Origin of the sequence: Arthrobacter sp. NPDC057009 (genome assembly GCF_042673905.1) — a bacterium.
In the GTDB taxonomy this organism is placed as follows: Bacteria; Actinomycetota; Actinomycetes; order Actinomycetales; family Micrococcaceae; genus Arthrobacter.
Map to the genome: position 1 here is coordinate 62159 of NZ_JBHUSB010000016.1, position 18554 is coordinate 80712.

16 protein-coding genes are annotated in these 18554 nt (G+C 67.0%); all 16 read left to right on the forward strand.

Going from position 1 to position 18554, the window contains the following annotated elements:
* Positions 1-73: 73 nt before the first annotated feature.
* The 16 genes from rsmH (at position 74) to ACFTR6_RS16355 (ending at position 18432) form a co-directional block, all read left to right on the forward strand.
* Positions 74-1072 (forward strand): 16S rRNA (cytosine(1402)-N(4))-methyltransferase RsmH, encoded by a 999-nt coding sequence (gene rsmH, locus ACFTR6_RS16280; protein ID WP_076798036.1) that lies wholly within the window; start codon positions 74-76, stop codon positions 1070-1072.
* A complete protein-coding gene (locus tag ACFTR6_RS16285; RefSeq protein WP_377958631.1) occupies positions 1069-1743 on the forward strand; it encodes a hypothetical protein in 675 nt (224 codons plus the stop codon). The genes rsmH and ACFTR6_RS16285 overlap by 4 nt, the downstream gene beginning before the upstream one ends.
* A gap of 44 nt (positions 1744-1787) precedes the next feature.
* On the forward strand, positions 1788-3596 hold the full coding sequence (locus ACFTR6_RS16290; protein WP_087874094.1) for a penicillin-binding protein 2: 1809 nt from the start codon (positions 1788-1790) through the stop codon (positions 3594-3596).
* A gap of 115 nt (positions 3597-3711) precedes the next feature.
* Complete coding sequence (locus ACFTR6_RS16295) at positions 3712-5379, forward strand: UDP-N-acetylmuramoyl-L-alanyl-D-glutamate--2,6-diaminopimelate ligase (protein ID WP_377958632.1); 1668 nt, start codon at positions 3712-3714, stop codon at positions 5377-5379.
* Between the two features lie 6 nt (positions 5380-5385).
* Complete coding sequence (murF, locus tag ACFTR6_RS16300; protein WP_377958633.1) at positions 5386-6858, forward strand: UDP-N-acetylmuramoyl-tripeptide--D-alanyl-D-alanine ligase; 1473 nt, start codon at positions 5386-5388, stop codon at positions 6856-6858.
* A complete protein-coding gene (gene mraY, locus ACFTR6_RS16305; RefSeq protein ID WP_076798032.1) occupies positions 6855-7964 on the forward strand; it encodes a phospho-N-acetylmuramoyl-pentapeptide-transferase in 1110 nt (369 codons plus the stop codon). Before murF ends, mraY begins: the two co-directional genes overlap by 4 nt.
* Entirely contained in the window at positions 7946-9574 is a 1629-nt protein-coding gene (murD, locus tag ACFTR6_RS16310) for a UDP-N-acetylmuramoyl-L-alanine--D-glutamate ligase (protein ID WP_377958634.1), read from the forward strand. Before mraY ends, murD begins: the two co-directional genes overlap by 19 nt.
* Before the next feature lie 2 nt (positions 9575-9576).
* A complete protein-coding gene (ftsW, locus tag ACFTR6_RS16315) occupies positions 9577-10923 on the forward strand; it encodes a putative lipid II flippase FtsW (RefSeq protein WP_377958635.1) in 1347 nt (448 codons plus the stop codon).
* Positions 10924-10934: 11 nt separating this feature from the next.
* Positions 10935-12035, forward strand: a complete 1101-nt coding sequence (gene murG / locus ACFTR6_RS16320; protein ID WP_377958636.1) for an undecaprenyldiphospho-muramoylpentapeptide beta-N-acetylglucosaminyltransferase — start codon at positions 10935-10937, stop codon at positions 12033-12035.
* The gene (murC, locus tag ACFTR6_RS16325) at positions 12032-13408 is read left to right on the forward strand and encodes a UDP-N-acetylmuramate--L-alanine ligase (RefSeq protein WP_377958637.1); all 1377 of its coding nucleotides are present in this window, start codon (positions 12032-12034) and stop codon (positions 13406-13408) included. The genes murG and murC overlap by 4 nt, the downstream gene beginning before the upstream one ends.
* Positions 13401-14429 (forward strand): cell division protein FtsQ/DivIB, encoded by a 1029-nt coding sequence (locus tag ACFTR6_RS16330; RefSeq protein WP_377958638.1) that lies wholly within the window; start codon positions 13401-13403, stop codon positions 14427-14429. Before murC ends, ACFTR6_RS16330 begins: the two co-directional genes overlap by 8 nt.
* Positions 14430-14648: 219 nt before the next feature.
* Positions 14649-15881 carry a cell division protein FtsZ gene (gene ftsZ / locus ACFTR6_RS16335; RefSeq protein WP_076798026.1) on the forward strand — a complete coding sequence of 411 codons (1233 nt, stop codon included), beginning with the start codon at positions 14649-14651 and terminating at the stop codon, positions 15879-15881.
* A gap of 67 nt (positions 15882-15948) precedes the next feature.
* Positions 15949-16662 carry a polyphenol oxidase family protein gene (locus ACFTR6_RS16340; protein WP_377958639.1) on the forward strand — a complete coding sequence of 238 codons (714 nt, stop codon included), beginning with the start codon at positions 15949-15951 and terminating at the stop codon, positions 16660-16662.
* Positions 16655-17392 (forward strand): YggS family pyridoxal phosphate-dependent enzyme, encoded by a 738-nt coding sequence (locus tag ACFTR6_RS16345; RefSeq protein ID WP_377958640.1) that lies wholly within the window; start codon positions 16655-16657, stop codon positions 17390-17392. Before ACFTR6_RS16340 ends, ACFTR6_RS16345 begins: the two co-directional genes overlap by 8 nt.
* 89 nt (positions 17393-17481) lie before the next feature.
* Positions 17482-18012 (forward strand): cell division protein SepF, encoded by a 531-nt coding sequence (locus tag ACFTR6_RS16350; protein WP_076798023.1) that lies wholly within the window; start codon positions 17482-17484, stop codon positions 18010-18012.
* A 132-nt stretch (positions 18013-18144) separates the two neighbouring features.
* Positions 18145-18432 (forward strand): YggT family protein, encoded by a 288-nt coding sequence (locus ACFTR6_RS16355; protein WP_003801741.1) that lies wholly within the window; start codon positions 18145-18147, stop codon positions 18430-18432.
* Positions 18433-18554: the final 122 nt, after the last annotated feature.

Genomic DNA, 18554 nt, shown 5'->3' on the forward strand with positions numbered 1-18554 from the left:
TAGGCGCGGATGGGGATCTGGCCCAAGAAACCCGGCATAAGAGATTCCCAGGCGCTCAAGGAAGGACGAAGGCGTGACAGAACCCGGCCAGCCAAAGCCAACGTCCGAACGCCATGTGCCGGTCCTGAAGGACCGGTGCATCAATCTGTTGGCGCCCGGATTCGAGGCAGCACGCTCGCGCGGTGAAACGCCGGTGGTCATCGACGCCACGCTCGGGATGGGCGGGCACTCCGAAGCCATGCTCCAGCGTTTCCCGGACCTGCACCTCGTGGGGATCGACCGCGACGAGGAAGCCTTGGCGCTGGCGGGGGAGCGGCTCGAGCCCTTTGCGGCCCGCACCGACCTGGTCCACGCCGTGTACGACGAAATCGCCGAGGTGCTTGAGGACCTCGGCATTCCCGAGGTCCACGGCATCCTGATGGACCTCGGCGTCTCGTCCCTCCAGCTTGACGAGCGTGAACGCGGTTTCGCTTATTCCTTTGACGCACCGCTGGACATGCGGATGGACACCAGCCGCGGCCAGACGGCGGCGGATGTCGTCAACACCTACAGCGAAGAAGAGCTCGTCAGGATCATCCGCAAGTGGGGTGAGGAAAAGTTCGCCGGGCGCATCGCCAACAGGATCGTCGCCGCCCGCGCAGTGAAGCCGTTCACCACCACCGGGGAACTCGTCGAACAGATCCGCGCTGTGGTTCCGGCCGCCGCCGCCAAGTCCGGCGGACACCCGGCCAAACGCACCTTCCAGGCGCTGCGCATCGAAGTCAACGAGGAACTGGACGTCCTCGAGCGCGCGGTGCCGGCGGCCGTGGATGCAATTGCGCTTGGCGGCCGGATCGTCGTGATGTCCTACCACTCCCTGGAAGACAAGATCGTCAAGGGCGTCTTCCAGTCCCGCTCCAAATCATCAGCTCCGCTCGGGTTCCCGGTGGAGCTTGAAGAACACAAGGCCGAACTCAAAACCCTGACCAAGGGCACCGAGGTGCCCACCGCCGTCGAAATCGCAGAGAATTCGCGTGCAGCATCAGCCCGGCTGCGCGCAGTGGAACGCATCAGAGCCAGGAGAGCAACATGAGCACCTCAGCTGCCAAGAACCTCGCCCTTCCGTCCGGCCCGAGCGTCCAGGGTATAGGTGAGCAGGCCGGCCTTCCGGGTTCGGCCCGCAAGGCGCGCACCCCGCTTTCCCTGGTCCGGTCCGCGCCGAGGAAGCGCCGCGCTCCTTTTGTTGTACTCTGCTTCGGCATGCTGGCAGCGGCGCTGATCGCGGTGCTGGTGCTCAACATCTCCGTGTCCACAGCGCAGTACCAGCTGGTCAAGCTCCGTGCCGAACAGACGGCGCTCACCAAGCAGAACCAGGACCTGACACAGCAGGTCCAAAACTTCGAGGCTCCCCAGAATCTGGCTGCCAAGGCCGCAGAATTGGGAATGGTTGCCTCCACCGGCAAGGGACAGATCGATCTTTCCACGCTGACCGTCAGCGGGGATGCCAAGCCGGCGGTAAAGGGGGACCGTGCAGGAGCGGTGATTGCCGCCCCCGCCGTCCCCGGCCAGCTGAACGTGGTCCCGCCCGCCAGCTCGGGCGAGCCGCTGGCAAGCAGGGTGCCGGCAGCCGGTGAAACGGCGGCCGCACAGCCGGAGACCAAGGAAGCGGATGCCAAGCCGGCCGAACCGGCGGCTGCCGCCAAGCCCGCGGCCCTGAACGGCGGCACCATTCCGGCTCCGGAGCAAAGGACGCCGGGTCAGTAGGGAAGGAACAGGCGGCTGGTAGCCCGCATGGCAAGCAGTAGGGGATGAGCGTGGCGCAAGGCAAGGGCAAAACAGGCAAGAAGAAAGTTGCTAACGCCACCAAGAGACTCCGCCTGGGACTCAGCATCATGCTTGCATTGCTGCTGGTGGTCGGTGGAAAGCTCTTCCTGGTCCAGGGGCTTGACGTCGGGGGCATGGCAGAAGCTGCCTTGGATAACCGGCTGCGCCCCACCGTGCTGCCGGCCGAGCGGGGCAGCATCCTGGACGCCAACGGAACAGTGCTGGCCAACAGCGTCATCCGCTACAACATCACCGTTGACCAGTCCGTAAACACCAAGACCGAATCCTTCAAACGGCTTGAAAAGGTGAACGGCAAGGACGAGCTCGTTACCGTGTCCCGTGACCAGGGGATCGCGGAGCTCGCCTCCGTCCTGGGCATGGACGTTGAGGACGTGCGCAAATCCGTCACCGGCACCAGGACCTACTACATCGTGGCCAAGGATCTCCGGCCCGACGTCGAAAACCGGGTTTCGGAACTGCAGATCCCGGGCATCTTCTCCGAAGGAACCAGCAAGCGTGTGTACCCGAACGGGTCAGTGGCCGGCGGCATTGTGGGCTTCCTGGAAAACGGAACCACCGGTCAGGCAGGCCTCGAGCAGACCCAGGACGGGATTCTGCGCGGCACTCCCGGCAAACGCGTGTTTGAAATCGGCGCCGACGGCCTCCGTATCCCCGTGGGCATCGACGAACTGACGCCCGCGCAGGATGGCAAGGACGTCAAGCTCACCCTGAACTCCGACCTCCAGTACTTCGCCCAGCAGGCCATCCAGACCCAGACTGACAAGCTCAGCGCCGAGTGGGGTGTCATCATCGTCTCTGAGGCGAAGACCGGCAACATCATCGCCATGGCCGACACCAACACGCCCGACCCCAACGACCCCGGCAAGGTGGCTGCCAAGGACCGCGGCGTGCGCTCCGTCACCGCTGCCTACGAGCCCGGGTCCGTGGAAAAGATGATCACAGCGGCCGCCGTCATCGAAGAGGGCAAGGCCAAACCGCTTGACACCTTTGTGATCCCGCCGTCCCTGGTGGTGGACGGCCAGCAGTTCGATGACTCCTTCTCCCACGGGACCGAGAAGCGGACCCTGGCGGGCATCCTGGGCTGGTCCATGAACACCGGCACCGTGATGGCAGGCCAGCGGCTCACCAAGGAGCAACGCTACGACTGGCTGAAGAAATTCGGCATCGGCGAGGCACCGGAGATCGGCCTGCCGGCGGAAGCGAAGGGCATCCTGACCCCGGCTGACCAGTGGGACGGCCGCCAGCAGTACACGGTGCTGTTCGGGCAGGGCGTCTCGCAGTCCACCCTGCAGACGGTCCGCGCCTACCAGACCATCGCCAATGACGGCGTGATGCTGCAGCCGCGGCTCATCGACAGCTACATCAGCCCTGACGGAACAGAGGAGAAGGTGGCGGCCAAGCCGTCCCGGAGGGTGGTCTCGGAGGAGACGGCACAGGATGTCAGGGACATCCTCGAAAGCGCTGTGACCGAGGGCCAGATCAAGGAGGCCGCGATCGACGGCTACCGGGTCGGGGCCAAGACGGGTACCTCGCAATCGCCCTGTGATGACGGGACCGCCGGCTTCTGCGGTTACACCGCCTCCATGGTGGGAATGGCGCCGATGGACGATCCGCGGTTTATTGTTGAGGTGGTCCTGCAGCGTCCCAAGGGGTCGATTTACGGAATCACCAACGGCCCCGTGTTCCGCTCGGTCATGGGCCAGGCACTGCGGATGTACAACGTTCCGCCGTCCAAGGGAACGCCCGTGAGGCTGCCCCAGTATGCCAAATAACGGCGTACGCCCAATGAGGCAGTACGCCACGTAACGCCCGCCAAGAGAGACCGCGGTACGGCTGGACAAACAGTTCTGTCGTGTCCGTGGTCCACTAGCACCAACGGAGATTCAGTTGTCACAGCACCATGACCCCGGCACTGCCGACGCCCCGGAGGGGCAGGCATCCAGGAGCGGCTTCAGGCCCACCGCCGTCGCCGCCGTCGAGCTGGGTGTCATCGGCCAGTCAGTCGGCGTCGCAGTGGCCGGGGCCGCCGAATCCATTCCGGTCACCGGCATCTCACTGAACTCACGGACCGTGGAACGCGGGGACCTGTATGTTGCCCTGCCCGGGGCGTCCCGGCACGGCGCTGACTTCGCCAAGACGGCCATCGAGTCCGGCGCGGTCGCGGTGCTGACGGACGACGCCGGCGGGAAGCTCCTTGCCGTAGGGCATGACATTGCCGTCCCCGTCCTTGTAGTGGCCGAGCCCCGCAGCGTGGTGGGCCGCCTGTCCAAGCTGATCTACCGGAGCCAGGACGCGGACCTCCCGGGCCCCTCGATGTTCGGCGTGACCGGCACCAACGGAAAAACCACCACCACCTACTTCATCAACGCCCTGCTGCAGGCGATGGGCAAGAAGACCGGACTCATCGGCACCATCGAGATCCTGGCCGGAGGTGACCCGATTCCCAGCCTCCTGACCACGCCGGAATCCACCGACGTGCATGCCCTGCTTGCCCTCATGCGGGAACGCGGACTGGACGCCGCGACCATGGAGGTCTCCTCGCACGCCGTTTCGTTCCGCCGGGTGGACGGCGTGGTCTTCGACGTCGCCGGTTTCACCAACCTCACCCAGGACCACCTGGACCTGCACGGCACCATGGAGGAGTACTACCGGACCAAGGCGGAGCTGTTTACCGCCGGACGCGCCAGGGCCGCCGTCGTGACGGTCGACGACGAGTGGGGACGGCGGCTTGCCGCCGAGACTGAGCTCCCGGTCACCACGCTGGCAACCCTGCAGCCCGGCAGCCGGCCCGAAGGGGAAGAAAACTTTGCGGTGGCCGACTGGACCGTGACCTCCCCGAAGCCCCTCGGCCTCGGCACCGAGTTCATCCTCCGCAGCCGGGAAGGCGCGGAACTGCGCGTGCATACGGGCCTGCCCGGCGCGTTCAACGTCTCCAACGCGGCCCTGGCCCTGACCATGGTGCTCGCCGGCGGCGCAGACCCGGCCGAGGTGCAGGCAGCACTGGACGCCAGGGATCCCTTCACGGTGGCAGTTCCCGGCCGCATGCAGCTCGTGTCCACCCGGCCGGCCGCCGTCGTGGACTTCGCCCACAACACCGATGCACTGGCGCGGGCCCTGGAGGCGGTCCGCTCCCCGGAGCCCGCTTCCAAGGTGATCGTCGTTTTCGGTGCCACCGGCCAGCGCGACCAGGGCAAGCGCCCTTCCATGGGCGCCATCGCCGCCCGGCTTGCCGACGTCGTGATCGTCAGCGATGACGACCCCCACGATGAGGATGCCGCGGCGATCCGCGCGGACGTGCTGGTGGGGGCGACGGACGCCAAGGAAGCCGAGCAGCTCGACTGCAGGATCATGGAAGTTTTCCCCCGGGATGCCGCCATCCGGGAGGCCGTCAACCTCGCTGCTCCGGAGGACACCATCCTGGTCGCGGGGCGCGGGCACGAAGTGTGGCAGGAGGTCAAGGGAGTCAACCTTGCCCTCGACGACAGGGTGGAACTACGGAACGCCTTGACGGCACGAGGATTCACCGTTCTCCAAGACGACGGGATAGAGTCCTAGACCGACATGATTGAACTAACTGCGGCGGAAATCGCCGAAATCACCAGCGGCCGCCTGCTCGCCGACCCCGACGTCACCCCCGGATCCGTGGTGACCGACTCCCGGGAGGCCGTTGCCGGCTCCCTCTACGTGGCCAAACCCGGCGAAAACGCAGACGGGCACAGCTTTGTGGGGGCGGCCTTTGACCGCGGCGCCGTTCTGGCGCTCACCGAGCGTGAAATCAAGGACGACGCTGGCCGGACGTATCCGTCTGTCCTCGTCGAGGACGCGGTACTGGCCCTGGGAGCCCTCGCGGCCGAGGCTGTCCGGCGGATCAGGCACCACCGCGAGGCGGCCGGTGAACAACTGACCGTCATCGGCATCACAGGCTCAGCCGGCAAGACCACCACCAAGGACCTGCTCGCGGGCATCCTGGCCGGCGAGGGGACCACGGTTTCACCGCAGGGTTCCTACAACGGCGAGGTCGGCGTGCCCCTCACCGTGTTCCAGGCGGGTCTTGACACCCGGTTCCTGGTGATCGAGATGGGCGCCACCGGCATCGGACACATCCGCTACCTGGCCGACATGGTCCGTCCGGAGATCGGTGTGGTGCTCGGAGTGGGAACAGCCCACGCCGGCGAATTCGGCGGCGTGGAAAACATCGCCACCGCCAAGGGTGAGCTGGCCGAGGCCCTGCCCGTGGACGGCACGGCAGTGCTCAACCTTGACGACCCCCGCGTTGCCGCCATGGCCGAGCGCACCCGGGCCGCCGTTCTTGGTTTTTCCTCCCGGGATGCCCAGCCGGATGCTCCGGCCGTCCGGGCGGCCCAGCTGGACACCAACGCTTCAGGAAACCCGGAGTTCGACCTCGAAGTGCCGGGGGAGCCCACTGTCCGGGTCAGCAGCAAGCTGATCGGCGAACACCACGTGGCCAATCTCCTCGCCGCGGCGGCCGCCGCGCACTCCGCCGGCGTTCCGGCCGACAGGATCAGCGCCTCCCTGAGTTCCCAGTCCGCTGCCAGCCGCTGGCGCATGGAGCGGACCGAACGGCCCGACGGCGTCACCGTCATCAACGACGCCTACAACGCCAACCCGGAATCCATGCGCGCAGCGCTGCGCACGCTGGCCGACCTCGGCCGCGGCCGCCGCACCTGGGCCGTGCTCGGCGCCATGCTGGAACTGGGTGACGATTCGATCCGCGAGCACACGGCCGTCGGCACGCAGGTGGTGCGGCTGAACATCTCGCGCCTCCTGGTGGTGGGCCGGGAAGCGCGTTCGCTGTACGTCTCCGCCGTGCAGGAAGGGTCCTGGGGCGACGAATGCATGTTCGCCGAGACCGCCGACGAAGCCTACGAACTGCTGCAGGAGCAGCTCGAACCCGGCGACCTGGTGCTCTTCAAGTCCTCGAACAGCGTGGGACTGCGGCACTTGGGCGATCGGATAGCATTACCCCCACATGCCACCCCCACATCTGCCAATGAAGGGAGCGAGCTGCTGTGATTGCACTTCTGATCGGCGCTGGCCTGGCCCTGCTGCTGGCACTGGTGGGCACCCCGCTGTTCATCCGTCTGCTGGTGCACAAGAGTTATGGCCAGTTCATCCGCGACGACGGGCCGACGTCGCACCACACCAAACGCGGCACGCCCACCATGGGCGGCACCGTGGTGGTGGGTTCGGTGCTGCTGAGCTACGGCGCAACGCACCTCATCATGTGGCTCATGAACCCCCGGTCGCCCGGGCCGTCCGCCTCCGCGCTCCTCCTGCTGTTCCTGATGGTGGGCATGGGCCTGGTGGGGTTCCTCGACGACTTCATCAAGATTTCACGGCAGCGCAGCCTGGGCCTGAACGCCAAGGCCAAGCTGATCCTGCAGGCGGCGGTGGGCATCATCTTCGCCGTCATGGCGCTCTACTTCCCGGACGCGGACGGGGTCACCCCGGCATCCACCAAGATCTCGCTGGTCCGCGACATCCCGTGGCTTGACCTCGCGTTCGGCGGCACCGTGCTCGGGGCCATTCTCTTTGTGGTCTGGTCAAACCTGATCGTCACCGCGGCCACCAACGGCGTCAACCTCACCGACGGCCTCGACGGGCTGGCTGCCGGCGCCGCCATCATGGTGTTCGGCGCCTACACGCTCATCGGCATCTGGCAGAGCAACCAGGCCTGCGGCTCGCCCCGCGAGGCCGGCAGCGGCTGCTACTCCGTCCGGGATCCCCTGGACCTTGCACTGCTGGCTGCCATCATGAGCGCCGCGCTGGTGGGCTTCCTGTGGTGGAACACCTCGCCGGCCAAGATCTTCATGGGCGACACCGGCTCCCTCGCGATCGGCGGTGCCATCGCAGGGTTCGCCATCCTCTCCCGCACCGAACTGCTGCTCGCCTTCATCGGCGGCCTGTTCGTCCTCATCACGCTTTCCGTCATCATCCAGGTGGGCTACTTCAAAGTCACCAAGGGCAAGCGCTTCTTCAAGATGGCGCCGCTGCAGCACCACTTCGAACTCAAGGGCTGGGCGGAAGTCACCGTGGTTGTCCGGTTCTGGATCCTCGCCGGCCTGTTCGTCGCCGCGGGTCTTGGCATCTTCTACGCAGAATGGGTGGTCCTGCTGTGAACGTACCCCACACCGACGCATCAGGTTCCGCCGCAACGGGCCCTGCTGCAACGGGCTCCGCCCGGCTGAAAGACCTCGTCAGCTGGGACTCCGACTGGGCCGGGCTGCGCGTTGTGGTCACCGGGATCGGTGTCTCGGGCTTCGCGGCCGCGGACACACTGATCGAACTCGGCGCCCGCGTGGTGGTGGTCGACGGCGCCACCACGGAAACAGCCCGGGCCAAGGCGGACACGCTGCGGATCGTCGGCGCGGCCGACGTGCTCCTGGGGGAGGACGCCGTCCGCACGCTGCCCAAGATTGACGGCCAGAAGCCCGAACTCGTGGTCACCTCGCCCGGCTGGCGGCCGGACCAGGCGCTGCTCGCGGCTGCCGCCCGCGCCCACATCCCGGTCTGGGGCGACGTCGAACTTGCCTGGCGCCTGCGCGTCCGCGAGGGCCGGAAAACCGCCGACTGGCTCACCATCACCGGCACGAACGGCAAAACGACGACGGTGGGCCTGACCGAGTCGATGCTGCGGGCCGCGGGCCTGAAGGCGATAGCGGTGGGCAACGTCGGCACGCCCATCCTCGATGCCCTGCGCGACCCGGTGGAGTATGACGTCTTCGCGGTGGAACTCTCCAGCTTCCAGCTGCACTGGTCCGAGTCGGTTTCGGCGGTGGCCAGCGTGTGCCTGAATGTCGCCGAGGACCACGTGGACTGGCACGGCTCCTACGAGTCCTACCTTGCCGACAAGGCCAAGATCTACGAAAACACGCAGAAGGCCTGCATCTACAACGACGAGCAGATCGAAACCGAGCGCATGGTAGAGGACGCCGACGTGGTGGAAGGCTGCCGGGCTGTCGCCTTCACCACCCTGACGCCTGCCATCAGCATGCTCGGCGTCGTGGAGGGACTGCTCGTCGACCGCGCCTTCATCGCCGAACGGAAGGACAGCGCCGCCGAACTCGCCACCATGTCCGACCTTGGCCCGGTGGCACCCCGCCACATGGTAGCCAACGCCCTGGCCGCAGCGGGCCTGGTGCGGGCTTACGGCGTCAGCCCCGAGCACGTGCGCGAGGGACTCCAGGCGTACATTCCCGGGAGCCACCGCATCCAGCCGGTCGCGAAGCAGCACGGCGTCCTCTGGATCAACGATTCCAAGGCCACCAACCCGCATGCCGCCTCGGCGTCCCTGGCCGCGTTCGATCCGGTGGTGTGGATCGCCGGCGGACTGTCCAAGGGTGTCAGCTACGACGACCTCGTCCGCGACCACGCGCGCCGTCTGAAGGCGGTCGTGCTGATCGGCAAGGACACTGCATCACTGGAAGAGTCCCTGCAGCGACACGCACCGGATGTCCCGGTCATCCGGCAGGCGGCAGGCCACACTGAAATTGTGCAGTCAGCCGGAACCGGACATGACGCCACACCGGATTCAGCCGAAACCGGGGAGGCAGTGATGGCACGGGCCGTCGCATCGGCGGCACAGCTCGCCGTCTCGGGTGACACCGTGCTGATGGCCCCGGCTGCTGCATCCATGGATCAGTTCTCTTCCTACGCTCACCGTGGCGATGCCTTCATCGCGGCGGTCCGCGAGCTCGTGGAAGGGGAGGCCCGGACCGGCAAGGAGTAAGAATGGCCAGCACGCCCACCCGTCCTGCGGCCGCCCGGAAACGGCCGGGGGAGAACGCCGGACAGGCTGCTGCGCCGACGACTCCGGCGTCGAGGATTCCCGCATCCAGGCTTCCCGCGGCCGGCCGGCTGCGGCGGTGGTACCGGCGTTTCTGGTCCGCCCTCGAAGGAACCGGCAAGTCCCGCAACGGATCCACCTACTACCTCATCCTCGGCACCACGCTGGCCCTGACCGCCATCGGCATCATGATGGTGCTGTCGGCGTCCAGCGTGGAGGCCATCGCCGCGGGCGAGTCGCCTTACACCGCCGCCCTCAAGCAGGGCCTGTTCGCCGGAATCGGCATCTTCGGCATGTTCATGCTGTCCCGGATCAACGTGGTGTGGCTGAAGCGCCTCGCCTGGCCGGGCATCATCATCGCCTACGCCCTGCTGGGGCTCGTGCTGGTGATCGGCACCAGCGTCAACGGCAACAAAAACTGGATCGACATCGGCGGGTTCTTCACCCTGCAGCCTTCCGAGGCGGCCAAGCTGGCCCTGGCCTTGTGGATGGCTACCGTGCTGGCCAAGAAGGCGTCGCTGCTGCACCGGTGGGGGCACGCCGTGGTCCCCGTGGTGCCCATAGCAGGCGGGATCATCGGCCTGGTTCTGTTCGGGAACGACCTGGGCACCGGCATGATCATCATGCTCATTACGGCGGCCGCCCTGTTCTTCGCCGGGGTGCGCCTGTACCTGTTCGGATTCGCGGCCGTGGGACTCGGCGCGGTCATGGCCTTCATGGCCATGACCAGCTCCAACCGGGTCTGCCGCATCACCTCGTGGTGGACCGGCCAGAGCTGCGGCGACGGCATCGACGCCAACTACCAGTCCACCAACGGCCTCTACGGGCTGGCCTCCGGCGGCTGGTTCGGCGTCGGGCTCGGCCAGAGCCGGCAGAAGTACAGCTGGATCCCCGAGGCGCACAACGACTTCATCTTCGCCATCATCGGTGAGGAGCTGGGGCTGGTGGGGACCGTCGTCGTCCTGGTCCTTTTCGCCATCCTGGGTGCGGCCATCTACCGCGTGGTGGTGGCCCAGGGGGATCTGTTCCACCGGGTGCTTGCCGGAACCATCATGGTGTGGCTGCTCGGCCAGGGCACGGTCAACATGGCCGTTGTTACCGGCCTCATGCCGGTGATCGGTGTTCCCCTGCCGTTCATCTCCTACGGCGGTTCGGCGCTGCTGATGTCGCTCTGCGCGATCGGCGTAGTGTTGTCACTGGCCCGCGAGCAGATGGCACCCAACATCCGTCCCCGGAAACTGCTCGGCCCGTGGCGTAAGCCCGGGCGCAAGAAAACCAGCACGAAAGCGTAAACCAGCACCTGATGAAAACCGAGTCCTTGTCCGTGGTCCTCGCCGGTGGCGGAACAGCAGGCCATATCAACCCACTGCTGGCCATTGCCGCGGCTATCCGCGAAGCCCGCCCCGACGCCCGGCTGCTCGCCGTCGGAACAGCCGCCGGCATGGAAACCCGGCTGGTCCCGGCCGCGGGCGTGGAACTGGCCACCATCGACCGTGTCCCGTTCCCGCGGAAGCCCTCGGCGGACCTGCTCCGCCTGCCGGGACGCCTCGCCGGCGCCGTCCGCCAGGCTGGGCGCATCCTCGACGACGCCGCGGCGGACGTCCTCGTGGGCGTGGGCGGCTACGTCTGCACACCCATGTACCTCGCTGCCTGGCGGCGGAAGATTCCCATTGTCATCCATGAGGCCAACACCCGGCCGGGCCTGGCCAACCGGGTCGGGGCGCGGCTGAGCCGGCACGTGGCGGTGGCCTTCGCCGGCACGCCGCTGCGCCATGCCCGCCACGTGGGGATGCCCATGCGCCGCGAAGTCTCCGCCATGGTCAGGGCAACCGCGCGCGAGGGCGCCCTGCGAGCCCTTAACCTGCAGCCTGGCAAGCCGGTCCTCATCGTCACCGGAGGCTCGTCCGGGGCGCAAAGCATCAATCGCACCATGGCGGCGTCGCTCGACGCACTCTCCGCCGCCGGCGTGCAGACGATCCACATCACCGGCCGCGGCAAGTCCATAATGGACCCGGACGGCAACATGCTCAGCGCCGACGGCTACCGGCAGCTCGAATACGTGGACGGCATGGAGACCGTTTACGCCGCTGCCGACCTGCTGTTGGCCCGCTCCGGCGCGGCCACCGTGAGCGAGGTCGCCGCCGTCGGTGTTCCCGCCGTTTTCGTGCCGCTGCCTATCGGCAACGGCGAGCAGGCACTGAACGCCCGCGGCCTGGTGAATGCCGGCGGTGCCCTGCTGGTTGCGGACCGCGATTTCACCCCGGAATGGGTCCGCACCAGCCTTATCCCGCTGCTGACGGACCACTCCCGGCTCGACACGATGGCGGCGAACGCGGAGAACCTTGGCATCCGAAATGCCGACCAGCTCATGGCAGACCTCGTACTGGAAGCGGTATCCAAATGACCACCAACGCAGCAGCCAGCCAGGAATCACTGGGCCGCGTGCACTTCATCGGAATCGGCGGCGTGGGCATGTCCGCCGTCGCCAGGATCATGGTGGCGCGCGGGGTTCCCGTCAGCGGTTCCGATGCCAAGGACCTGCCGGTCATGAAGGAGCTCGCCGCCGCCGGCGCCCGGATCTGCGTGGGCTACGACGCCGGCAACCTCGGCGACACCCAGACGGTCGTGGCCGGCTCGGCGATCCGCGCCGACAACCCGGAACTGGAAGCCGCGCGGGCCGCCGGGCTGCCGGTGCTGCACCGCTCTGAAGCCCTGGCCGCCACCATGGGCGATGACCTCGTGGTGACTGTTGCCGGTACCCACGGGAAGTCCACCACCACCTCCATGATCACCGTTTTGCTGCAGGGCGCGGGCCTGGATCCCTCGTTTGCGATCGGTGCCAATGTGCCCGCGCTCGGCGTCAACGCGGCCAACGGCAGCTCCCGGGTGTTCGTCGCGGAGGCGGACGAATCCGACGGCTCGTTCCTGAACTACCGCCCGCAGATCGCCGTCGTCACCAATGTGGAACCGGACCACCTCGACCACTACGGCACGGCTGAAGCCGTGTATGAATCCTTCGACCGGTTCACCGCGCTGCTGCCCGCCGACGGTGTGCTGGTGGCGTGCGCGGACGACGCCGGCGCACACGCCCTCGCGCTGCGCACCCGCGAACAGGGCAATACCCGCGTCGTGCTGTACGGCACGTCCGAGGCCGCCGACCTCCGGCTCGACGACGGGGGCCCGGGCAGGGTGGCCATCACGACGGCGGGCGGCCGGTTCCCGCTGGCACTGCAGGTCCCGGGACGCCACAACGCGCTGAACGCTGCCGCTGCCATGGCGGTGGCACTGGAACTCGGCGTGGACGCCCAGGCCGCCGCCTCCGCCCTCGCCCACTTTTCCGGCGCGTCGCGGCGGTTCGAATACAAGGGCGAGAGCCGGGGCGTGCGCGTGTACGACGACTACGCCCACCACCCGACCGAGGTCCGCGCGGCGCTGGCCGCGGCCCGGTCAGTGGCCGGCGAGCACAAGGTGCACGTCCTGTTCCAGCCGCACCTGTTCTCCCGGACGCGCGAGTTCGCCGCAGAGTTCGCCGACGCCCTCAAGGCCGCGGACACTGCCCTGGTGCTGGACATCTACCCGGCCCGCGAGGACCCCATCCCCGGTGTTACCAGCGCCCTCATCACCGAGCATCTGGGCGCCGGCGGCAGCCTGGTGGGAGCAGGGGAGGCCGTTGCCGCCCTGGCCGCCGCCGCGCAGCCGGGCGACATCATCCTCACCGCAGGTGCCGGTGACGTCACCGCCTACGGGCCGCTCATCGTGGAGTCCCTCGGTGGCTAGCACCCGCCGGCCCACCTACCGTCCGGCCAAGCCGGCCACCCGGGACGCTGATGCTGCCCGGGAGGCTGATGTGAAGCCCGACGGCGGGAAGCCGGCCGTGATCACGGCCTCCAAGGTCGTTCCGGAGGGCACGGCACAGAGCGGCAGGACACAGAAGAGTCAGTCCAAGGGCAAGCCTCAGGACACGCCGGCCAAAGCGTCCTGGCCGCGGCTGAAAGGCCCGGCCGCAAGCAAACCGGGAACCAAGGCGGCGGACAGCGCGTCCCCGGGCACTGCGTCCCCGGCCAGTACTTCCCCGGACAATGTGCTGCCCTTTCCCGAACCCCGCGGCCGGCGCATCAGGCGCAATGTCATCGTCGCAGCCTGTGTCACCGCTGCCATTGTGGCGGGGCTCATCGTCGCTGCCATCTACTCGCCTGTGCTGGCGGTGCAAAGCGTGAGCGTCACCGGCACGAAGCTCCTCAAGCCCGCCCAGGTGCAGGCCGCACTCAAGCCGCTGCTGGGCACGCCGCTGCCGCAGGTCAGCGACTCCCAGGTCGACTCGCTGCTGAAGCCGCTCGTCCAGATCAAGTCCGTCAAGACCCAGGCCCATCCGCCGTCGGTCCTCGTGGTGCAGGTCCAGGAGCGCGTCCCCGTCGCCCTCATCAAGCGCGGCAAGGAGTACATGCTCGTGGACGTCGACGGCGTGAGGCTCGGCACCACCGCCGACCCCGCCTCGGTGAAGCTGCCGGTGATTGACGGCGGAGCCGGCACCATCGGCAAGGAGTTGTTCCAGGCCACCGCCGAGGTCCTCGGCGCGCTGCCGGCCAACGTGCTTGCCAAGCTCTCCAACGCCTCCGCCAAGTCCGTCGACGCGGTGGAGCTGAAGCTGCTGGACGGCCAGACCGTCATCTGGGGCAACGCGGGGGAGAAGGAGCTCAAGGCGCGCGTGCTCGAGGCGCTGCTCAAGGTGCCGGCCGACCCCGCGAACCCGGTTAGCACCTATGACGTGAGCGTGCCGCGGCATCCGGTGACACGGTGATGCGACAAGGTGATGCCGGTGTATTTCACGGGGATTAGGACGACACGCGGTGGCGGTTATTGAATGTAGCCAGCATAGGAAATAGCGTCACAGACGTGAGTTACTTGACATAACTATAACCTTCAAGTGGAGGGTTAAGGTTTAGGAACTTCAAGGTTCAGGGCTTCAAGCCCGACTCCATCAGTTTTCGCAATTGGACACTAACAAGGGACACGTAACGTGGCAGCTCCGCAGAATTACTTGGCCGTCATCAAGGTCGTCGGCATCGGCGGCGGTGGCGTGAACGCAGTCAACCGCATGATCGAGGTGGGTCTCCGCGGTGTCGAATTCATAGCTATTAACACCGATGCCCAGGCCCTGCTGATGAGTGACGCCGACGTTAAGCTCGACGTCGGACGCGAGCTGACGCGCGGGCTGGGTGCCGGGGCCAATCCGGAGGTCGGCAAGCAGGCTGCCGAGGACCACGCCGACGAGATCGAGGAAGTCCTCCGCGGTGCCGACATGGTCTTCGTGACCGCCGGTGAAGGCGGCGGCACTGGAACCGGCGGCGCGCCCGTCGTTGCCCGCATTGCGCGCTCCCTTGGCGCCCTGACCATCGGTGTGGTCACCCGCCCGTTCACCTTTGAGGGGCGGCGACGTGCAGGCTCCGCGGAGGCAGGCATCGACGCCCTGCGCGACGAAGTGGACACGCTGATCGTGATCCCCAACGACCGCCTGCTGTCCATCAGCGACCGCAACGTCTCCGTCCTGGACGCCTTCCGCTCCGCTGACCAGGTTCTGCTGTCCGGTGTCCAGGGCATCACGGACCTCATCACCACCCCCGGCCTGATCAACCTTGACTTCGCCGACGTCAAGTCCGTCATGCAGGGTGCAGGCTCGGCCCTGATGGGCATCGGTTCGGCCCGCGGTGAGGACCGCGCGGTCAAGGCAGCCGAGCTCGCCATTGCCTCCCCGCTGCTCGAGGCCTCCATCGACGGCGCCCACGGTGTCCTGCTGTCCATCCAGGGCGGCTCCGATCTCGGCCTGTTCGAGATCAACGAGGCCGCACGCCTGGTGCAGGAAGTTGCCCACCCCGAAGCCAACATCATCTTCGGCGCGGTCATCGACGACGCCCTCGGCGATGAAGCCCGCGTCACCGTCATTGCGGCCGGCTTCGACGACGTCAAGGCCACCTCGCCGTCCATGGACCAGTCGCAGCAGCAGGCTGCGCCGCAGCGCCCCGCCGTTCCGGCGGCTGCGCCGCAGAGCCAGCCGTCCGCGGGCAACCAGCAGGTCCACGTCCAGCCCGTGCACGCCGGTGTCGGTGCCGCAGGCCTGAGCAGCTGGGGCCAGCAGCGCCCGTCGGCTGTCCCCGCAGACTCGGGCTTCGACGTCGACCTTCCGTCGGTGGTGGAGCCCGACCTGACCGGCAGCCGGTCTGACGACCTCGACGTCCCTGATTTCCTGAAGTAGGAGGCTGCCGGGCGGACATCCGCCCGGCAGTTACCCCTTTTCCTGACCCTGACTGCCGGAGTTCCGATTGTTTTTGTGGCGTGCTGAAGTGAAGCCGGGTGTGTCCGTGGCGTTCACCGATACGGGTGCCGGCAACCTCGCCCTGCACGTGGGCGACGACGCCGGCGCGGTGCTGCGCCGCAGGGCCCGCCTTGAGGAAACCACCGGCGTCGCTCCGCGCAGGTTCCAGTACATGAACCAGGTCCATGGCAACGAAGTGTCCCTTGTCGTTGAACCTGAAGTTATTGACTCTGGTGCCGTCGGTGATGCGCCGACGGCCGACGCGCTCGTTTCGCTCGGCGGGCCGCTTGCCGTGATGGTGGCGGACTGCATTCCGCTGGTCCTGGTGGGCTCCGCTGCTTCAGGCCCGGTGCTGGCTGCCGTGCATGCCGGGCGGCCCGGTTTGTTCTCCGGCGTCATTCCGGCGGCGGTGGAACAAATGCGCTCCGCCGGCGCCACCGATATCCGGGCCTGGCTTGGGCCGTCCGTCTGCGGCAACTGCTACGAGGTGCCCGCTGAACTCCGCGACGAGGTCTCTGCCGTCCTCCCGTCGGCACGGTCAACCACGTCCTGGGGAACTCCGGCACTTGATCTTCCGGGCGGAGCCGCCAGCCAGCTCGAGGCCCTGGGCGTTCCCGTCGAGTACCGCGGGCCGTGCACGCTTGAAAGCGACTCCCTGTTTTCCTACCGCCGCGACTCCCGGTCCGGCCGCTTCGCCGGGCTGGTGTGGACCCATGACTGAAAACGCGGTACCCGGGGATGCCCGGACAGTACAGCTGCAGGAACGCCTGGATGCCGTACGCCAGCGTATCGACCGTGCCACCACGGCGGCTGGCCGCGGAGACAACCCGCCACGGCTGATAGTGGTCAGTAAGTTCCACCCGGCTGAGGACGTGCGGCGGCTGGCCGCGCTCGGGGTCAAGGACTTCGGGGAGAACCGGGACCAGGAAGCGTCCGCAAAGGCCGAGGAACTTGAGGGCCTGGACCTCACTTGGCACTTCGTGGGGCAGCTCCAGAGCAAGAAGTCCAAGACGGTGGTCCGCTACGCGTCTGCCGTTCACTCCGTGGATCGCGCCCAGCTCGTGACTGCCCTGGAGCGGGCCATGGCCGCCCAGCAGGAACTGACCGGCCGCGGCGACCTCGACTGTTTCATCCAGGTGAGCCTGGATGAGGACGCCGGAGCCCACCGCGGCGGGGCGGCCCCTGACGAGGTGCCGCAGTTGGCGGAGCAGCTTGAAGCCGCGGGCGGCCTTCGCCTGGCAGGCGTCATGGCGGTGGCGCCACTCGGGGCGGATCCCGACCGGGCCTTCGAAAAACTGCTCGGCATTTCAACTGGCCTGCAGCGGGATTTCCCCGGCGCCTCAGGTATTTCGGCCGGCATGAGCCAGGACCTGGAAGCCGCTGTCCGATTCGGTGCGACACACCTCCGAATTGGCTCAGATATTCTCGGTTCCCGCCCGGCCGTGCGGTAGCGTCTGTCGTATTGGAAGAGAATGGCGGGGATTCCAATGCTGTCTTGACTTTTGGGCGGCCCGCTTCCGGACACGATTAGGAGTCGACCATGGCTGGCGCTCTGCGCAAGACAATGATCTATCTTGGGCTCGCCGACGGCGATGAACACTACGAGTCTGAGCTTTCCACCCAGCAAAAGGACGAGGACAACTCCATGGAGCATGACCGCGAAGAGCGCCGCGCACCGGCGCCGCTCCGGGAGGTCACCCGTGAAGCGCCACCAGCTGCCGAAGAGGAATACCGCGCACCCGTGACACCCATCAAGCGTGCGGCATCGAGCCGCGAAGAGACCACCGGACTGCGGCAGATCACCACGATTCACCCGCGCTCCTACAACGACGCCAAGCTCATCGGCGAAAGCTTCCGTGACGGCATCCCCGTCATCATGAACGTGACGGACATGGGGGAGGCGGACGCCAAGCGGCTGGTCGACTTCTCCGCCGGCCTCGTCTTCGGTCTGCGCGGAAGCATCGAGCGCGTGACGAACAAGGTTTTCCTGCTGTCGCCGTCGTACGTTGAAGTCATCGGAGATGACAAGAAAGCCAGCGACGGCACCGCCAGTTTCTTCAACCAAAGCTAAAAAGGCTCTCCGGATGCCAGGCAGGGAAGCACCTGCCTGGCATCCGTGCTGAAATAGGGGAGCAGCACAATCAGGCAGGAACCCCAGGGCACCGAGGTGCCCGCGATGAACATGGAGACAATGGGTTAGCTCATGGGAATACTATTCGGGCTCGTCTACATCGTCCTGCTGTTCATTTTCGTCGCCTTGATCGTCCGCCTCGTCTATGACTGGGTCCAGATGTTCGCCCGGGAATGGCGTCCCCGCGGGGTAGCATTGGTGGCGGCCCATGCGGTCTATTCAGTGACCGATCCGCCGCTGAAGGTCCTGCGCCGCCTTATCCCGCCGCTGCGGCTGGGCGGCGTATCGCTGGACCTCGGGTTCCTGGTGCTGTTCATCGGCCTGAGCATTGCCATGGCGATCACCAAGTCATTTGCATAACTTCATATCAGCTTGCGGCGCTGGGGGATCCGCTGGGATCCCCGGGCGCAAAAGACCTTTTGTTCGACGCCACGGTGTTGAATTAGAGGAACCAGACCATATTTAGGTACCGTAGTTTTGAC

What these genes read in the sequence shown, in the direction of transcription:
- ACFTR6_RS16285 (WP_377958631.1), top strand. Translation starts at nt 1,069, where the DNA reads ATGAGCACCTCAGCTGCCAAGAACCTCGCCCTTCCGTCCGGCCCGAGC.
- ACFTR6_RS16290 (WP_087874094.1), top strand. Translation starts at nt 1,788, where the DNA reads ATGAGCGTGGCGCAAGGCAAGGGCAAAACAGGCAAGAAGAAAGTTGCT.
- murF (WP_377958633.1), top strand. Translation starts at nt 5,386, where the DNA reads ATGATTGAACTAACTGCGGCGGAAATCGCCGAAATCACCAGCGGCCGC.
- murD (WP_377958634.1), top strand. Translation starts at nt 7,946, where the DNA reads ATGGGTGGTCCTGCTGTGAACGTACCCCACACCGACGCATCAGGTTCC.
- ftsW (WP_377958635.1), top strand. Translation starts at nt 9,577, where the DNA reads ATGGCCAGCACGCCCACCCGTCCTGCGGCCGCCCGGAAACGGCCGGGG.
- murG (WP_377958636.1), top strand. Translation starts at nt 10,935, where the DNA reads ATGAAAACCGAGTCCTTGTCCGTGGTCCTCGCCGGTGGCGGAACAGCA.
- murC (WP_377958637.1), top strand. Translation starts at nt 12,032, where the DNA reads ATGACCACCAACGCAGCAGCCAGCCAGGAATCACTGGGCCGCGTGCAC.
- ACFTR6_RS16345 (WP_377958640.1), top strand. Translation starts at nt 16,655, where the DNA reads ATGACTGAAAACGCGGTACCCGGGGATGCCCGGACAGTACAGCTGCAG.
- ACFTR6_RS16350 (WP_076798023.1), top strand. Translation starts at nt 17,482, where the DNA reads ATGGCTGGCGCTCTGCGCAAGACAATGATCTATCTTGGGCTCGCCGAC.
- ACFTR6_RS16355 (WP_003801741.1), top strand. Translation starts at nt 18,145, where the DNA reads ATGGGAATACTATTCGGGCTCGTCTACATCGTCCTGCTGTTCATTTTC.